At 55.6% G+C, this 14051-nt stretch carries 12 protein-coding genes; 1 reads left to right on the forward strand and 11 read right to left on the reverse strand.

Annotation, left to right across the window (positions count from 1 at the left end; translation table 11 throughout):
- Nucleotides 1-52 precede the first annotated feature (52 nt).
- The 11 genes from yihA to racE all read right to left on the reverse strand — a co-directional run bounded on the left by yihA (nt 53) and on the right by racE (nt 12806).
- Entirely contained in the window at nt 53-721 is a 669-nt protein-coding gene (yihA, locus tag AC27IT_RS03580; protein WP_005826540.1) for a ribosome biogenesis GTP-binding protein YihA/YsxC, read from the reverse strand.
- On the reverse strand, nt 718-3060 hold the full coding sequence (lon, locus tag AC27IT_RS03585; protein ID WP_487091597.1) for an endopeptidase La: 2343 nt from the start codon (nt 3058-3060) through the stop codon (nt 718-720). The genes yihA and lon overlap by 4 nt, the downstream gene beginning before the upstream one ends.
- A 271-nt stretch (nt 3061-3331) precedes the next feature.
- A complete protein-coding gene (gene lonB / locus AC27IT_RS03590; protein WP_487091598.1) occupies nt 3332-5029 on the reverse strand; it encodes an ATP-dependent protease LonB in 1698 nt (565 codons plus the stop codon).
- A gap of 206 nt (nt 5030-5235) precedes the next feature.
- On the reverse strand, nt 5236-6501 hold the full coding sequence (clpX, locus tag AC27IT_RS03595; RefSeq protein WP_005826543.1) for an ATP-dependent protease ATP-binding subunit ClpX: 1266 nt from the start codon (nt 6499-6501) through the stop codon (nt 5236-5238).
- Between the two features lie 20 nt (nt 6502-6521).
- Nucleotides 6522-7103, reverse strand: coding sequence for an ATP-dependent Clp endopeptidase proteolytic subunit ClpP (clpP, locus tag AC27IT_RS03600; RefSeq protein WP_005826544.1), 582 nt, complete (start codon nt 7101-7103; stop codon nt 6522-6524).
- A 169-nt stretch (nt 7104-7272) separates the two neighbouring features.
- Complete coding sequence (gene tig, locus AC27IT_RS03605; RefSeq protein ID WP_005826545.1) at nt 7273-8565, reverse strand: trigger factor; 1293 nt, start codon at nt 8563-8565, stop codon at nt 7273-7275.
- A gap of 142 nt (nt 8566-8707) precedes the next feature.
- Entirely contained in the window at nt 8708-9232 is a 525-nt protein-coding gene (locus AC27IT_RS03610; RefSeq protein ID WP_005826546.1) for a metallophosphoesterase family protein, read from the reverse strand.
- A gap of 45 nt (nt 9233-9277) precedes the next feature.
- Nucleotides 9278-9871 carry an XTP/dITP diphosphatase gene (locus tag AC27IT_RS03615; RefSeq protein WP_005826547.1) on the reverse strand — a complete coding sequence of 198 codons (594 nt, stop codon included), beginning with the start codon at nt 9869-9871 and terminating at the stop codon, nt 9278-9280.
- Nucleotides 9864-10625, reverse strand: a complete 762-nt coding sequence (gene rph / locus AC27IT_RS03620; protein ID WP_007782491.1) for a ribonuclease PH — start codon at nt 10623-10625, stop codon at nt 9864-9866. Before rph ends, AC27IT_RS03615 begins: the two co-directional genes overlap by 8 nt.
- A 212-nt stretch (nt 10626-10837) precedes the next feature.
- Nucleotides 10838-11890, reverse strand: a complete 1053-nt coding sequence (locus AC27IT_RS03625) for a GerMN domain-containing protein (RefSeq protein ID WP_026558434.1) — start codon at nt 11888-11890, stop codon at nt 10838-10840.
- 103 nt (nt 11891-11993) lie between these two features.
- Nucleotides 11994-12806 (reverse strand): glutamate racemase, encoded by an 813-nt coding sequence (racE, locus tag AC27IT_RS03630; protein WP_122952965.1) that lies wholly within the window; start codon nt 12804-12806, stop codon nt 11994-11996.
- 169 nt (nt 12807-12975) lie between these two features.
- Here racE and AC27IT_RS03635 point away from each other — a divergent pair, with 169 nt between their 5' ends.
- The gene (locus AC27IT_RS03635) at nt 12976-14043 is read left to right on the forward strand and encodes a superoxide dismutase (protein WP_487091599.1); all 1068 of its coding nucleotides are present in this window, start codon (nt 12976-12978) and stop codon (nt 14041-14043) included.
- Nucleotides 14044-14051: the final 8 nt, after the last annotated feature.

The following is a 14051-nucleotide window of genomic DNA, read 5'->3' on the forward strand; positions in this document are numbered from 1 at the left end:
AAAAGCTGCCTCCCCTTCCCACTTGCGGATTGGGTCTTTGACGGTATCTGCGTTACTGTTCCCGCTCGCTCGCGGCTGCTGCCGACACAGAAGCGTCAGTCGCCTCCGCTGCTTCCACCTGCGCAGGCTGGTCTTTTTCCCGCAGTCGGCGCAAGATTTCGCCCCACAGCTCATCCTTGCCTTGACCTGTCTCCGAAGAAAACACGATGATCGTATCGTCACCGCGCATGTTCAACGTCTGGCGGATGATCTTCGTATGTTGCAGCCAGCGTCCGCGGGCAATTTTGTCGCCCTTGGTCGCGACGACGACCGTCGGAATGCCGATCTGTTTGCACCATTCGTACATCGCCACGTCGTCCTTGGAAGGAGCGTGGCGAATGTCGACGAGCTGGATGACGAACCGCAGCTCTTTCCGTTTTTTCAGATAGCCCTCGATCATCTTTCCCCATTGTTCCTTGATCGTCTTCGCAACCTTGGCGTAGCCGTAGCCGGGAAAGTCGACGAAGTAGAGCATCTGGTTGACGCGGAAGTAGTTCAGCGTCTGGGTCTTCCCTGGCCGTGAGCTGATGCGCGCGAGCCCTTTGCGGTTCATCATTTTGTTGAGCAGCGAAGACTTGCCCACGTTGGAGCGGCCGACGAGAGCGATCTCGTGCAGGCCGTCCTCCGGGTATTGCTTCGGTCCGACAGCGCTGATGACGAACTCGGCTGAAGTTACTTTCATGCTTTTTCACCTGCTGTCGGCTGTCTGGTCAGGGCGTGGCTCAACACTTCATCCAAGTGCTCGACCGGATAGAAGGTCAGTTCTTTTCGCACGCTCTCCGGTATATCTTCAATGTCTTTCTCGTTGTCTTTTGGCAAAATAATCGTCGTCAAGCCAGCGCGATGCGCGGACATGCACTTTTCCTTCAGGCCGCCAATCGGCAAAACTCTTCCGCGCAGGGTGATTTCGCCCGTCATCCCCACTTCTTTTTTCACAGGGATTTGCGCGAGCGCCGATACAAGTGCGGTCGCCATCGTAATTCCTGCGGACGGGCCGTCTTTTGGAATCGCGCCCTCCGGAACGTGGATGTGGATGTCGTTTTTCTCGTGGAAAAGCGGGTCAATCCCCCACTGCTCGGCACGCGAGCGAATGTAGCTGAAGGCCGCCTGCGCGGATTCCTTCATGACATCGCCGAGCTTTCCGGTCAAGGTGAGTTTTCCTTTTCCTGGCAGGATACTGACCTCTACGTTCAGCGTATCGCCGCCTGCCTGCGTCCAGGCGAGGCCTGTCACCGAGCCGATCTGGTCTTTTTTCTCCGCCAGGCCATAGCGGTAGCGCGGTTTGCCGAGCAGCGTCTCCAGTGTCTTCGCGGTGACGACGACGCGCTTTTTCTCCCCGCTGACGATCAGCTTGGCGGCTTTCCGGCAGACGTTGGCGGCTTCGCGGTTCAGATTGCGCACGCCAGCTTCGCGCGTGTACAGGCGGATGAGCTTGAGCATGGCGTCCTCGTGCACTTGCAGCTTATCCTTGCCAAGCCCGTGTTCTTCCATCTGCTTCGGCAGCAAGTAGCCGCGCATGATGTTGAGCTTCTCCAGCTCGGTGTAGCCGGAGATCGAAATGACCTCCATCCGGTCCAAAAGCGGGCGCGGAATCGTGTCGAGGCTGTTCGCCGTCGTGATGAACATGACATTCGTCAAGTCGTACGTCTCTTCGATATAGTGGTCGCTGAACTTGTCGTTTTGGTTCGGGTCCAGCACTTCCAGGAGCGCCGATGCCGGGTCGCCCCGGAAATCGGACGCCAGCTTGTCGATCTCATCCAGCAAAAAGACCGGATTGATCGTGCCCGCCTGCTTCATCCCCTGGATGATGCGGCCTGGCAGCGCGCCCACGTAGGTGCGGCGATGCCCGCGAATCTCGGCTTCGTCACGCACGCCCCCGAGCGAAATGCGCACGAACTTGCGCTCCAGTGCGCGTGCGATCGAGCGCGCGAGGGAAGTTTTCCCGACGCCGGGAGGTCCAACCAGACAGAGAATCGGCCCGCGCATCGAGTTGACGAGCTTTTGCACAGCCAAATATTCCAGCACGCGCTCCTTCGGCTTTTCCAGACCGTAGTGATCCTCGTCGAGCACTTCTTGCGCGTGGTGAATGTCGAGATTGTCCACCGTCGTCTTCGTCCACGGCAGAGCGAGCAGCGTGTCGATGTACGTCCGGATGACCGAGCCTTCTGCAGAAGTGGCTGGCATCTTTTCCAGTCGTTCCAGCTCTTTTTCGATTTTCGCCTTGATTCTTTCGGGAGCGTCGGATTTCTCCAACTGCCCGCGCAGCTCATCCACTTCTCCCTGACGGCCGTCCTTGTCGCCGAGCTCTTTTTGAATGGCTTTCATCTGCTCGCGCAAGTAGTATTCCTTTTGCGTGCGCTCCATCTGCTTTTTCACGCGGTTGCCGATCTTGCGCTCCAGCTCCAGCACCTCGCGCTCGTTGTTCAAAATATCCAAAAGAATTTCGAGCCGCTCCTTGATGTTGACCGTCTCCAAAATCTCCTGTTTATCCTTCATTTTCAGCGGCAGATGGGAAGCAATCACGTCAGCCAGTCGGCCCGGTTCTTCGATGTCTGTTACGGATGTAAGCGTCTCGGGGGAAACTTTTTTCGACAGCTTGATGTATTGCTCGAAGTGGTTGAGCAGCGAACGCATCAGAGCTTCTACTTCATTTTCCTCCGTTTTTTCCTCTTGCAAGTATGTAATGGACACGACGAAATAATCTTCCTGTTGAAGATATTCCTCAATCTTTGCGCGTTGCAGCCCCTCCACCAGCACACGGATTGTGCCGTTTGGCAGCTTCAGCATTTGTTTCACGCGCGCAACGGTACCGATGCTGTAGATTTGCTCTGCATCTGGCTCCTCTATGTGGACCTCTTCCTGAGTCGCAAGCAAAATCTTGTTGTCGTCCACCATGGCTTGCTCCAGTGCGCGGATGGACTTTTCCCGTCCAACGTCCAGGTGGAGTACCATGGTCGGATACACAAGCAATCCTCGCAACGGGAGAAGCGGTAATTCTCGTTTACCGGAACGTTCGCCCAAGCGGATGCACCTCTCCTTGTTGATCTATCCCTTCTTGCCAAGAGCCTGATAACAGACAAAAACGGCTCCCAAAGCCGTTTTTTGCCCACCCGGCATATCCGAATCACCCCAAACGACACGTAGAACAGACAGTCATTTTGACGCGTCCATCTCCAGCATTTGGGGAGCCCGTTACAGGCCGGGTAGGGCCCCGGGCTCTTTGCAAGCAGAAGCTTTTTACCATTGTAGCGCAAACACAATCCGATGTCTAATCCGCGGGCGCTTGCGACTGTTAGAGCGTCATTGGCGAGGAGGCCAAATCCTCCGCCGGAATCTGCAAGGTAAATCCAGGCGCTTCCTCATCCTGCACAGCGACCTTCGGCACAGCCAGTTCCATGACTTGCGAGACGGTCGAAACCGGAATCACCTCGATGCCCTTCATGTCAGCGAAAATGCTCTGCCAGTTTTCTTCGGGAATCAGCACGCGCGTCGCTCCCGCCTGCCGGGCCGCCTCGACCTTGGCGACCACGCCGCCCACCGGCTTCACCTTGCCGTGAATGCTCACTTCGCCCGTCATGGCGAGCAGGTTGTCTACCGGTACTTCCATAATCGCCGAATAGATGGCGACCGCAATCGCGATCCCCGCGGAAGGTCCGTCGACAGGGACTCCGCCCGGGAAGTTGACATGCAGATCGTAATCGTACGGACGAACTCCCATCCGGTTCAACACGGTCAGGACGTTTTCGATCGACCCTTTGGCCATGGATTTCCGGCGAATCGTGCGGCTGCGGCTGCCCATTTCCTCTTCCTCGGCCATGCCCGTCATCGTCATTCGGCCCTGACCAGGCACGGAGGTTGGCGTAGCCGTCACTTCCAGCTCCATGACGCTGCCCATGTTCGGCCCGTAAACGGCAAGCCCGTTCACCAGCCCCACCTGTGGCGTATCGTGCACCTGCTTTTCGGGGCGGGGCGATTTTTGGCTGCTGTGTACGACCCACTCCACATCTTGCGCGATGATCGTATTGCGTTCCTCGGTGAGCGCAATCCCTGCGGCGATTTGCAGCGTGTTGATCGCTTCGCGGCCATTGGTGGCGTAACGCTCGATGACTGCCACTGCACTGTCCTCGATGGTCATCTGCATCTTGGGAACGGCTGTGCGCACGATGCTGCCGATTTCCGCGCCTTTCAACGGCCGGAAGAAAATCTCCAGACAACGAGAGCGCAAAGCAGCGGGCAGTTCCTCGGGAAGCCGTGTCGTCGCCCCTACGAGACGGAAATCGGCGGGCAGCCCGTATTTGAACACATCGTGAATATGCGACGGAATCTGGTTGTTTTCCTCGCTGTAATAGGCGCTTTCCAGCATGACTTTGCGGTCTTCGAGCACTTTCAGCAACTTGTTCATTTGCACAGGGTGAAGCTCCCCGATCTCATCGAGAAAAAGCATGCCTCCGTGCGCTTTCGTTACCGCGCCCGGCTTCGGCTGGGGAATGCCGGCCTGACCGAGCGAGCCCGCCCCTTGGTAGATCGGGTCGTGAACAGAGCCGATCAGCGGGTCCGCAATCCCCCGCTCGTCAAACCGGGCAATCGTCGCGTCAATTTCGATAAACTTGGCGTCCGCATTAAAAGGCGAAAGCTTGTTTTTCTTCGCTTCTTCCAGCACGACCCGGGCAGCAGCGGTCTTGCCCACTCCCGGCGGTCCGTAGATGATGACGTGCTGCGGGTTCGGTCCGCACAGCGCGGCACGCAACGCCCGCAGCCCATCCTCCTGCCCTACGATTTCCTCCAGGGTAGCGGGCCGTGTTTTTTCTGACAACGGTTCTGTCAAGGCGATCATTCTCATTCTGCGAATCGTGTCCAGATCTTTTCGCGATTCTTTTTCCGTGGAAGTTTTCGTGTTTCTCTGCGCTCGCAGCAAATTCCAGAAGTAGGTGCCAATCACAATTCCAACAACCACTTCAATGACAGCAATGACCAACGTGGTATAGTCCATATGCAGTCCCTCCCATGCGTCCTTGCAGCTTTTTTACGCATATGTAAAAGCGTCTCTTCAACGATATCAAGTAGTATTGCCCCGCAAACGAGTACGTAAACCATAAACCCGCAAAGCCAACTGGATGAATATGGAAGAAGGTAGCAACGTCTCTTGAAATAACAAAAACCACCCCGCAAAAGCGGGATGGTTCGCTCAAACAACGATTATGCAGTTTCGCCGTGCAACTCGCGGCCTTCTTTGGTCATAAGGCGCGGCTTCACTTTGTCGCGCACCGTTTCTTCCGTGATGACGCACTTGGTCACGTCCTCGCGGGAAGGCAGCTCATACATCATGTCGAGCATGATCTGCTCGATGATGGCACGCAGTCCGCGCGCACCGGTATTGCGCTTGATCGCCTCTTTGGCAATTTGCAGGAGGGCGCCGGCATCAAACTCCAGCTCGACGCCGTCCAGGCTGAGCAGTTTTTGATACTGCTTCACCAGCGAGTTTTTCGGCTCGGTCAAGATGCGCACGAGCGTCTCCTCGTCCAGCGGCTCCAATGTAGCCAGAACTGGCAAACGGCCGACGAACTCTGGGATCAGGCCGAATTTCAGCAAGTCTTCCGGCAGGATGTACTTGAGGTACTCGCCCGCTTTCAGATCGCCTTTGACACCATCGGCAAAATCAGCGCCGAAGCCGATTACCTTTTTGCCCAGACGACGCTTGATGATTTGCTCTACCCCATCGAATGCACCGCCACAGATGAACAAAATGTTCGACGTGTCGATCTGGATAAATTCCTGATGCGGATGCTTGCGTCCGCCTTGCGGTGGAACGCTGGCAACCGTGCCCTCCAAAATTTTCAGGAGAGCCTGCTGCACGCCTTCGCCGGAAACGTCGCGCGTAATCGAAGGGTTTTCCGACTTGCGTGCGACTTTATCAATTTCATCGATGTAGATGATGCCTTTTTCGGCTTTTTCCACATCGTAGTCAGCAGCTTGGATCAGCTTGAGCAAAATGTTTTCCACGTCTTCGCCCACGTAGCCGGCCTCCGTCAGAGAGGTGGCGTCCGCGATCGCAAACGGCACGTTCAAGATGCGCGCCAGCGTTTGCGCGAGCAATGTTTTCCCGCTACCTGTCGGCCCGATCAGCAGAATGTTGGACTTTTGCAGCTCCACATCCTCGATCTTCGCCCCGGAGTTAATCCGCTTGTAGTGGTTGTACACCGCTACAGACAGCGATTTTTTCGCCAAGTCCTGGCCGATGACATAGTCGTCCAAGATTTTGCGGATTTCCACAGGCTTCGGAATTTCTTTCATGTCGATTTCTTCTTCCGTGCCCAGCTCTTCCTGCACAATTTCGTTGCACAGTTCGATACACTCGTCACAAATGTAAACGCCAGGACCGGCTACCAGCTTGCGCACCTGTTCCTGGGACTTGCCGCAGAAGGAGCACTTCAGTTGGCCTTTGTCGTCGTTAAACTTAAACATGCGCTTCACCTCACAACGGGTCAGTTTTTGCGTTCGATAATCGTGTCAATCAATCCATAGGCCTTGGCTTCTTCTGCACTCATGAAGTTGTCGCGATCAGTATCCAGCTCGACCCGCTCATACGGTTGACCTGTACGCTCGGACAATATCTGGTTAAGCTGGCGCTTCGTTTTCAGAATCCATTCCGCGTGAATACGGATGTCCTCTGCCTGTCCACGCACGCCTCCGAGTGGCTGATGAATCATCACTTCGCTGTTTGGCAAAGCAAAGCGCTTGCCTTTGGCGCCAGCAGCGAGGAGAAACGCCCCCATGCTGGCAGCCATGCCCACGCAAATCGTGGACACATCCGGCTTGATGTACTGCATCGTGTCGTAGATAGCCATACCTGCTGTTACAGAACCGCCTGGAGAGTTTATGTATAGCGAAATGTCTTTTTCCGGATCTTCCGCCTGCAAAAAGAGCAGTTGGGCCACTACCAGATTGGCAACTTCATCGTCAATCTCCGTGCCGAGCAGAATAATCCGGTCTTTCAAGAGGCGCGAGTAAATATCGTAGGAGCGCTCGCCTCTGCTTGTTTGCTCGATGACCATTGGGATCAGCATTATGTATCTTTCCTCCTTTGCGGTAAAAGGGGTCGCCCTTTAGTTGAGAAGGATTTTACCAAAAAGTCGATGGTGGAAAAACAAGGCACGAGTGCATCGTGCCTTGTAGTTGGTACAGCCAGTGGCCAAGAGAGCCTGACCACTGGCCAATCATGCGTTCTTCCTAAGCTTATGCGCTTACTTTGCTTTGTGCAACCAGGAAATCGACTGTTTTGCGAATTTGCACGTCGCGGTACAGTGCCAGCATGTTGTCTTGGGCAGTGAAGATTTTGCGCAGCTCGTCAGCAGGACGGCCGTAAACGCCAGCCAGCTTGTTCAGCTCTTCGGTTACATCTTCTTCTGTCGCTTCGATTTTTTCCGCTTTGCCGATTGCTTCCAGTGTCAAAGATGTGCGCACGCGGGAGGTCGCATCTGCACGCAGTTGGTCGCGCAGTTGGCTTTCGTCCATACCGGAGAACTGGTAGTACAACTCCAGTGTCATGCCTTGGTATTGGAGGCGTTGGCCGAACTCGTTCACCATTTGGTCCAGCTCGTGCTCAACCATCACAGCCGGCAGATCGATTTCCGCGTTTTCCGCTGCTTTCAGAACCAGTTGTTCGCGAACATACTGTTCTTTTTCTTGCGCAGCTTTTTCTTCGAGTTTTTTCTTGGTGTCAGCTTTCAGCTCTTCCAGCGTGTCGAACTCGCTCACGTCTTTTGCGAACTCGTCGTCCAGCACTGGCAGGTTTTTGCGCTTCAGGCTGTTCAATTTCACTTTGAATACCGCTTCTTTGCCAGCGAGGTTAGGAGAATGGTACTCTTCCGGGAAGGTTACCTTGATTTCTTTTTCATCGCCGATAGCAAGACCTACAAGTTGCTCTTCAAAGCCAGCGATGAAAGTGCCGGAACCCAGTTCCAGAGAGTAGTCTTCTGCTTTTCCGCCTTCGAATGCAACACCGTCTTGGAAGCCTTCGAAATCAATGACAACGATATCGCCTTCTTGGGCAGCGCCTTCTTCTACTGCTACCAGTTCAGCGTGACGCTCTTGCATGCGCTTCAGTTCAGCATCCACGGTCTCGTCAGTCACAGTGAAGTCTTTTTCTTCGATGGTCAGACCTTTGTAGTCGCCGAGCTTCACTTCTGGCTTCACGGTTACAGTAGCTTTGAAGATCAGGTTTTTCCCTTTTTCCATTTGCTCTACGTCTACTTCTGGACGATCTACCGGCTCGATGCCAGTTTCACGAACAGCTTGTCCGTAAGCGGCTGGAAGCAGAATATCGAGCGCGTCTTGGTACAGAGACTCCACACCAAAACGGGATTCGAACATTTTGCGCGGTACTTTTCCTTTGCGGAATCCTGGAACCTGAACCTTTTGCACAACTTTTTTAAACGCTTGATCCAATGCTGCGTCTACTTGCGAAGCATCTACTTCAACCGTCAGGACTCCCTGGTTATTCTCTACCTTTTCCCAATTTGCTGCCACGTAAACTTCCCCTCCTAAATCGAATCAACAGAACATCGCCAGCCGCGCCATGGTATCTTCGCAGGCTCGGATGATAATATTCTAGCCATTATAACCATTCTAGTATAGCATAAATCTTTTATTTGACAAGAAGCCACTCGATTCAGCGCCGAATCGAATAGCTTCCGCCCAAATCACGCACCACGTTGCCCTGGTAGTCGTAAAAGGTGACGGCCACCTGAACCGTTTTTGGCGTGACGCCCGTCTCCTCGATGATCGCGTAGGTCGGCACGTCAAAACCTCTCGGCAACTGCAGGCTGCCCGGATTCAAAAACAAAATATCCCGCTCCACGCCACAGGCCGGAACGTGCGAGTGACCGAAGACGACCACGTTTGCGCCGACTTCCTCGGCCCGGTAATGCAGGCGAAGGAGCGAGCTTTTGACTCCGAACAGGTGCCCGTGCGTTTGCAGGATGTGCAGGTCCCGCCAGTTGGTCTGCTGCTCGACAGGAACCTCAGAAGTCGCATCACAGTTGCCTCGCACAAGCGTCATCCGGGAAAACGGCTCGCGCTTGTGGTCGACGCAAAAATCGCCGCAATGCAAAATTTTGTCGACCGAATGTCGGTCTGCCACCTGAGCAACTTCGCGGACAAGACCGTGGCTGTCACTTACGACGAGAATGCCCATCGCGCCTCACTCTCCCGTGTTCTCTTCTGTCAGGCTGTGCGCCCGCTATTTCAGCACTTCCAAGAGCTTCTGCATCGCTTTGGCCCGGTGGCTGATCTGGTTCTTTTCCTCCGGCAAAAGCTCCGCCATCCTTTTTTCCAGCTCGGGAATGTAGAAGACGGGGTCGTAGCCGAAGCCGTTTGTTCCTTTTGGCTCGCGAGCGATCAGCCCTTCACAGGCGCCCGTCGCGATAATCGGCTCCTCGCCCGGAACGACCAGCGCCAGCGTGCAGCGAAAACGCGCGGTGCGCTGCTCCATCGGCACGTCTTCTAGCTCGTGCAGCAGCTTGCGCCAGTTTTGTTCGTCTGTCGCTTCTTCCCCGGCGTATCGGGCGGAGTAGACGCCCGGGCGTCCGTCCAGCGCGTCCACCTCCAGCCCGGAGTCGTCGCCAAGAGCCGGCAGTTGCAAGTATGTAGAGATTTCGATTGCCTTTTTCAGCGCATTGGCTTCAAACGTGTCCCCGTCCTCCACCACTTCCGGCACGCCCTCGTACTGCGCAAGGCTGATGCCTTCCCAGCCGTAATCGGCAAACAGTCGGTTGAACTCTTTCACTTTTCCCTGGTTGCGTGTCGCCAGGACGACTTTTTTTCGATCAGACATGGCTTTCCTCCGCTACGTTTTCGGCAAACGTCAGGGGAACATCAGAGAGCGCCTGCTTCTGGCTCTGGATCAGATTGCCGATCCCGATTTTCGCAAGCGCGATCATCTCCTGCAACTGCTCCGGGGAAAACGGCGCGTCCTCGCCGGTGCCTTGCAGCTCGACGAACTTGCCTTTGCCTGTCATGACGACATTCATGTCCACCGTCGCTGTCGAGTCTTCTTTGTAGTTCAAATCCAGCACGGTCTCTTCGCCGATCACCCCAACAGAGGTCGCCGCCAGAAAATCGTTCAGCGGCAGTTGCTTCCAGACGCCGCTCTCCACCAGCTTTTGCATCGCGTCGACCATCGCCACATACGCGCCCGTGATGGAAGCGGTGCGCGTACCGCCGTCCGCCTGAATCACGTCGCAATCCAGCCAGATCGTGCGTTCTCCCATCGCCTCCAGATGCACCACCGAACGCAGCGCGCGGCCGATCAGACGCTGAATTTCCATCGTCCGTCCTCCGACCTTGCCTTTGGAAGACTCACGCGCGTTGCGGGTCGCTGTCGCGCGGGGAAGCATGGAGTACTCGGCTGTGATCCAGCCCTTCCCGCCGCCACGCATGAAAGGCGGTACCCGATCCTCCAGAGTTGCCGTACAAATTACCTTGGTGTCTCCGACTTCGATCAGGCACGATCCTTCTGCGTGTTTAATGTAATTGCGCGTAATCGTTACTGGGCGCAACTGGTCATGGGCACGGCCATCCACTCTCATTCCAAGTTCCTCCTAAATCGCTTTGATACACTCCGCTCATTATACCAGAGGCAGGAAACGATCTGCCACTGCCCAAACGACTCTGCCTTATTTACAGCAATTGCAAATATTCGGTTGACTCTTTTTTGGCGGTAAAGGGGCGCGAAAAAATGTTTGGAAAAGAAAAAACCACGCTCGCAACATTCGGGCGTGGGTAGGCAGGCTTGACGGAATTAAAACGCGATCGGGTTGAGCTGCAACGGACGGCTCACAGGCTTCGTAAAATCGCCGCTGGCAAGCGGTTTGCCCTCGACGAGAAGCTGCACCTGCTTGGCTCCCGTCGAGTCCGTCAAGGAAAGCACGAGGGATTGCAGCGCCTCCGGGCTTGCTTCCTTGCCGTCGTCGTACTTGAGAATGTCGCTGCTCAGGTTGACGGTAATCAGGTCTTTCTCCTGTTTTACGTCCAGCACGCGGGTCGTCCGCAGCAGGGAGCTGAACAGTTGCGAGCCTTGCTTCGGCCCTTTGATAAGCTCCTCCACGGTCGCCTTGGCGATGTCCGCTGTCTCCGGAACGAGACGGGTGACCGGAACGTAGTACGTGCGCTTGTCATCCAGTTGCCCCTGGAAATAAACCGTGACCGCTGACGTATTGCCCGGTGTCGCTCCGTCCGCCAGCTCCAGATTGACCCCGTGGTTGCGGTCCAACTGCGTAATCGGCGTGCTGGCGGCCGGCATCTCGGTAAGCGGTGTTCCGTTCACCCAGATTTGCACCGTCTTGACGTTGGAAAACTCGGTCAGCGCCCGCGTCACTGCGTCGAGAATTTTTTTCTCGTCTTTTTCCTCATACGTTTTGAACTCTTTGGAAAAGTCCACCGTCGCCACGCCGTCTTTGATAACCAATCCTTTCACTTCCGTCCCTGCCGGCAGCACGGCTGAAAAGCCTCCCTGCAGCATGCTCTCAACAGGCCCGCCCTTGACCATGTAGCTCAACACTTGCTTGGCAGGACCTTCTGATTTCGGAAGCGTCAGCGACACCGGTACGACGTAGCCGTTTGCGTCGAGCAGATAGACGGTCTTGTCACTTGTCTGTTGGACCGCTTGCTCGCTGCCTTGGACGGCGACATCGGGTGAAACTGTACCGTTTGGCTGATCGGCTGAAACCTGTGACTGTGGCGGTGCGTCGATGCTGCTCGTTTCCGATTCCGGGCCAAACAGACCGCAGCCCGACAAAAGCACGGCGCTTACCCCCAGAACGGCCGTCATTTTGCCTATGTGTCCCATCTTCATTTCCCCAGCCTCCTCCAGACACTTTGTACTACCATGTATACGAGCAGGGCTTGGGTTTATGCGTTGAAAGTTTGTCTGGCAAAAAGGACAGCCAGCCGCGTTTTTACGGCTGTACCGATTTTTCCAGGGAGTGATGCAGGACGTTCACCTTGCTGGCCAGCCACTCTTCGGCGATCGCCCGGAAGCGCTCAGCGTCTCCGCTCGTGACGAACAGATGCTGGCCCGGCTCTTGCTGTCCGCGACCAGCCAACGGAGCGATCTGGACGGACAACTCGCGCGCTGTTTCCTCGGCGGAGCTGATTAACCGGACGCCCTCTCCCATGACCTCCTGGATCACGGGCGCCAAGAGCGGATAGTGGGTACAGCCGAGAATCAAAGTGTCCAGATTCTCCGCGAGCAAAGGCGCCAATGCTTCTTTTACGATCATGCGCGCCTGGTCCGAGTTCGCCTGATGATTTTCCACCAGCGGTACGAACGCCGGACAAGCCTTGCCCACCACATACAAATCCGGCTCGGCACGCAAGAGGGCACGTTCGTATGCTTTCGTGCGAATCGTCATCTCGGTTCCGATCACGCCAACCCGTCCATTTTTGGTCACCGAAACGGCTGCACGCGCTCCCGGCTCGATCACCCCGATCACCGGCAGCGGCAAATAAGCCATCGCTTCCTCCAGGACGACCGCTGTTGCCGTATTGCAGGCAATCACCAGCGCCTTGAGCGGCGTATTCATGACGTAATCAATCATTTGAAAGCTGTATGTCCGAATCTCTTCCGGGGACTTGGAGCCGTACGGGCACCGCGCGTTGTCTCCTACGTAGATGATCGTTTCTTCGGGTAGCTGACGCATGACTTCTTTGGCTACGGTCAATCCTCCCACTCCTGAATCAATGACGGCAATCGCTCCATCTCTACTCATGCAAATGTGTCTCCCCTGTTGTAATGAATATAGTACAGCATACCACTCAAACATTTGTGCTACTACCATATGCCGAGTTTAATTTTCTTGTACTCCGCGAATGTCGCACCTTCTCTGGGCTGCGTTCATAATCTGAAAATGAGATGCGCCCAAGTGAGGAGGAATTTTTTTGGAAGAGAAAACCAAGCAATTGCTGGATTGGAGTCAGTGGGGCTGCCAATGGATCGATCATTTGCGGAGACAAAAAACACTGAACCGGGAGCTGGAGCGGCATCTGCACAAATTTGAAGAATCTTTTACCAAAATAGGAAGACAGGCTACGCGGATGGATAAGACCGAAGCAATAGAGTTGCTCCCGGCGCTCATCGCGCGGGCAGAGCAAGTACAGGAGCAGTTCCACCATTTTTTGCGGCTGGCCCAGCTTACGGAGGATGAACGGTTCGACGAGCCGACAATGGCGCGCGAGGAGCTTTTGGAAACGGAAGCGGTACAAGGAGCAAAGGAGGCGCTCGCAGTCACACCCGTGCAGATGAACCAGGCTGCCATCCCCGCTCCTGCTGCCTACCAGGCCGTGCGAGACACCGCACGCGAGCCGGTTCGCGTCGCACGGCCCGTCGCCCCTGGCCGTCATACGCTTCCTCCGCTGCCGTACGCGCCGAACGCCCTTGAGCCGTATATCGACGAGCAGACGATGCGCATTCATCACGAGAAGCTGCACCAGAAGTACGTAGACGATCTGAATACGGCGGAGCGAAAGCTGGTCGAAGCCCGCCAAAGCGGCAACTACGACTTGATTCGCCACTGGGAGCGCGAGCTGGCTTTTAACGGAGCTGGCCATTATTTGCATACGATTTTCTGGCCTTCCATGAGCCCGCACGGAGGCGGCACGCCAACAGGCGACCTGGCTGAAGCGATTCAGCGGTACTTCGGGTCTTTTGACGCATTCAAGCAGCAGTTTTCCCAGGCAGCCAGAAAAGTGGAAGGCCCCGGCTGGGCGATCCTCGTCTGGTCACCGCGCGCCCAGCACCTGGAAATCTTGACGGCGGAAAAGCATCAAAACCTGGCGCAATGGGATACGGTCCCGCTGCTCGTGCTGGACGTCTGGGAGCACGCCTATTTTCTCCAGTATCAAAACCAGCGGGACAAATACGTGGAAAACTGGTGGAACATCGTCCATTGGCCCTACGTGCAGGAGCGCTTCCAGCAGGCGCGGAAACTGCGCTGGGAACCGTTTTGAGCTGCTTT

The organism is Brevibacillus sp. YAE8 (assembly GCF_057543335.1).

What these genes read in the sequence shown, in the direction of transcription:
- yihA (WP_005826540.1), bottom strand. Translation starts at nt 721, where the DNA reads ATGAAAGTAACTTCAGCCGAGTTCGTCATCAGCGCTGTCGGACCGAAG.
- lonB (WP_487091598.1), bottom strand. Translation starts at nt 5,029, where the DNA reads ATGGACTATACCACGTTGGTCATTGCTGTCATTGAAGTGGTTGTTGGA.
- clpX (WP_005826543.1), bottom strand. Translation starts at nt 6,501, where the DNA reads ATGTTTAAGTTTAACGACGACAAAGGCCAACTGAAGTGCTCCTTCTGC.
- clpP (WP_005826544.1), bottom strand. Translation starts at nt 7,103, where the DNA reads ATGCTGATCCCAATGGTCATCGAGCAAACAAGCAGAGGCGAGCGCTCC.
- AC27IT_RS03610 (WP_005826546.1), bottom strand. Translation starts at nt 9,232, where the DNA reads ATGGGCATTCTCGTCGTAAGTGACAGCCACGGTCTTGTCCGCGAAGTT.
- AC27IT_RS03615 (WP_005826547.1), bottom strand. Translation starts at nt 9,871, where the DNA reads ATGTCTGATCGAAAAAAAGTCGTCCTGGCGACACGCAACCAGGGAAAA.
- rph (WP_007782491.1), bottom strand. Translation starts at nt 10,625, where the DNA reads ATGAGAGTGGATGGCCGTGCCCATGACCAGTTGCGCCCAGTAACGATT.
- AC27IT_RS03625 (WP_026558434.1), bottom strand. Translation starts at nt 11,890, where the DNA reads ATGAAGATGGGACACATAGGCAAAATGACGGCCGTTCTGGGGGTAAGC.
- racE (WP_122952965.1), bottom strand. Translation starts at nt 12,806, where the DNA reads ATGAGTAGAGATGGAGCGATTGCCGTCATTGATTCAGGAGTGGGAGGA.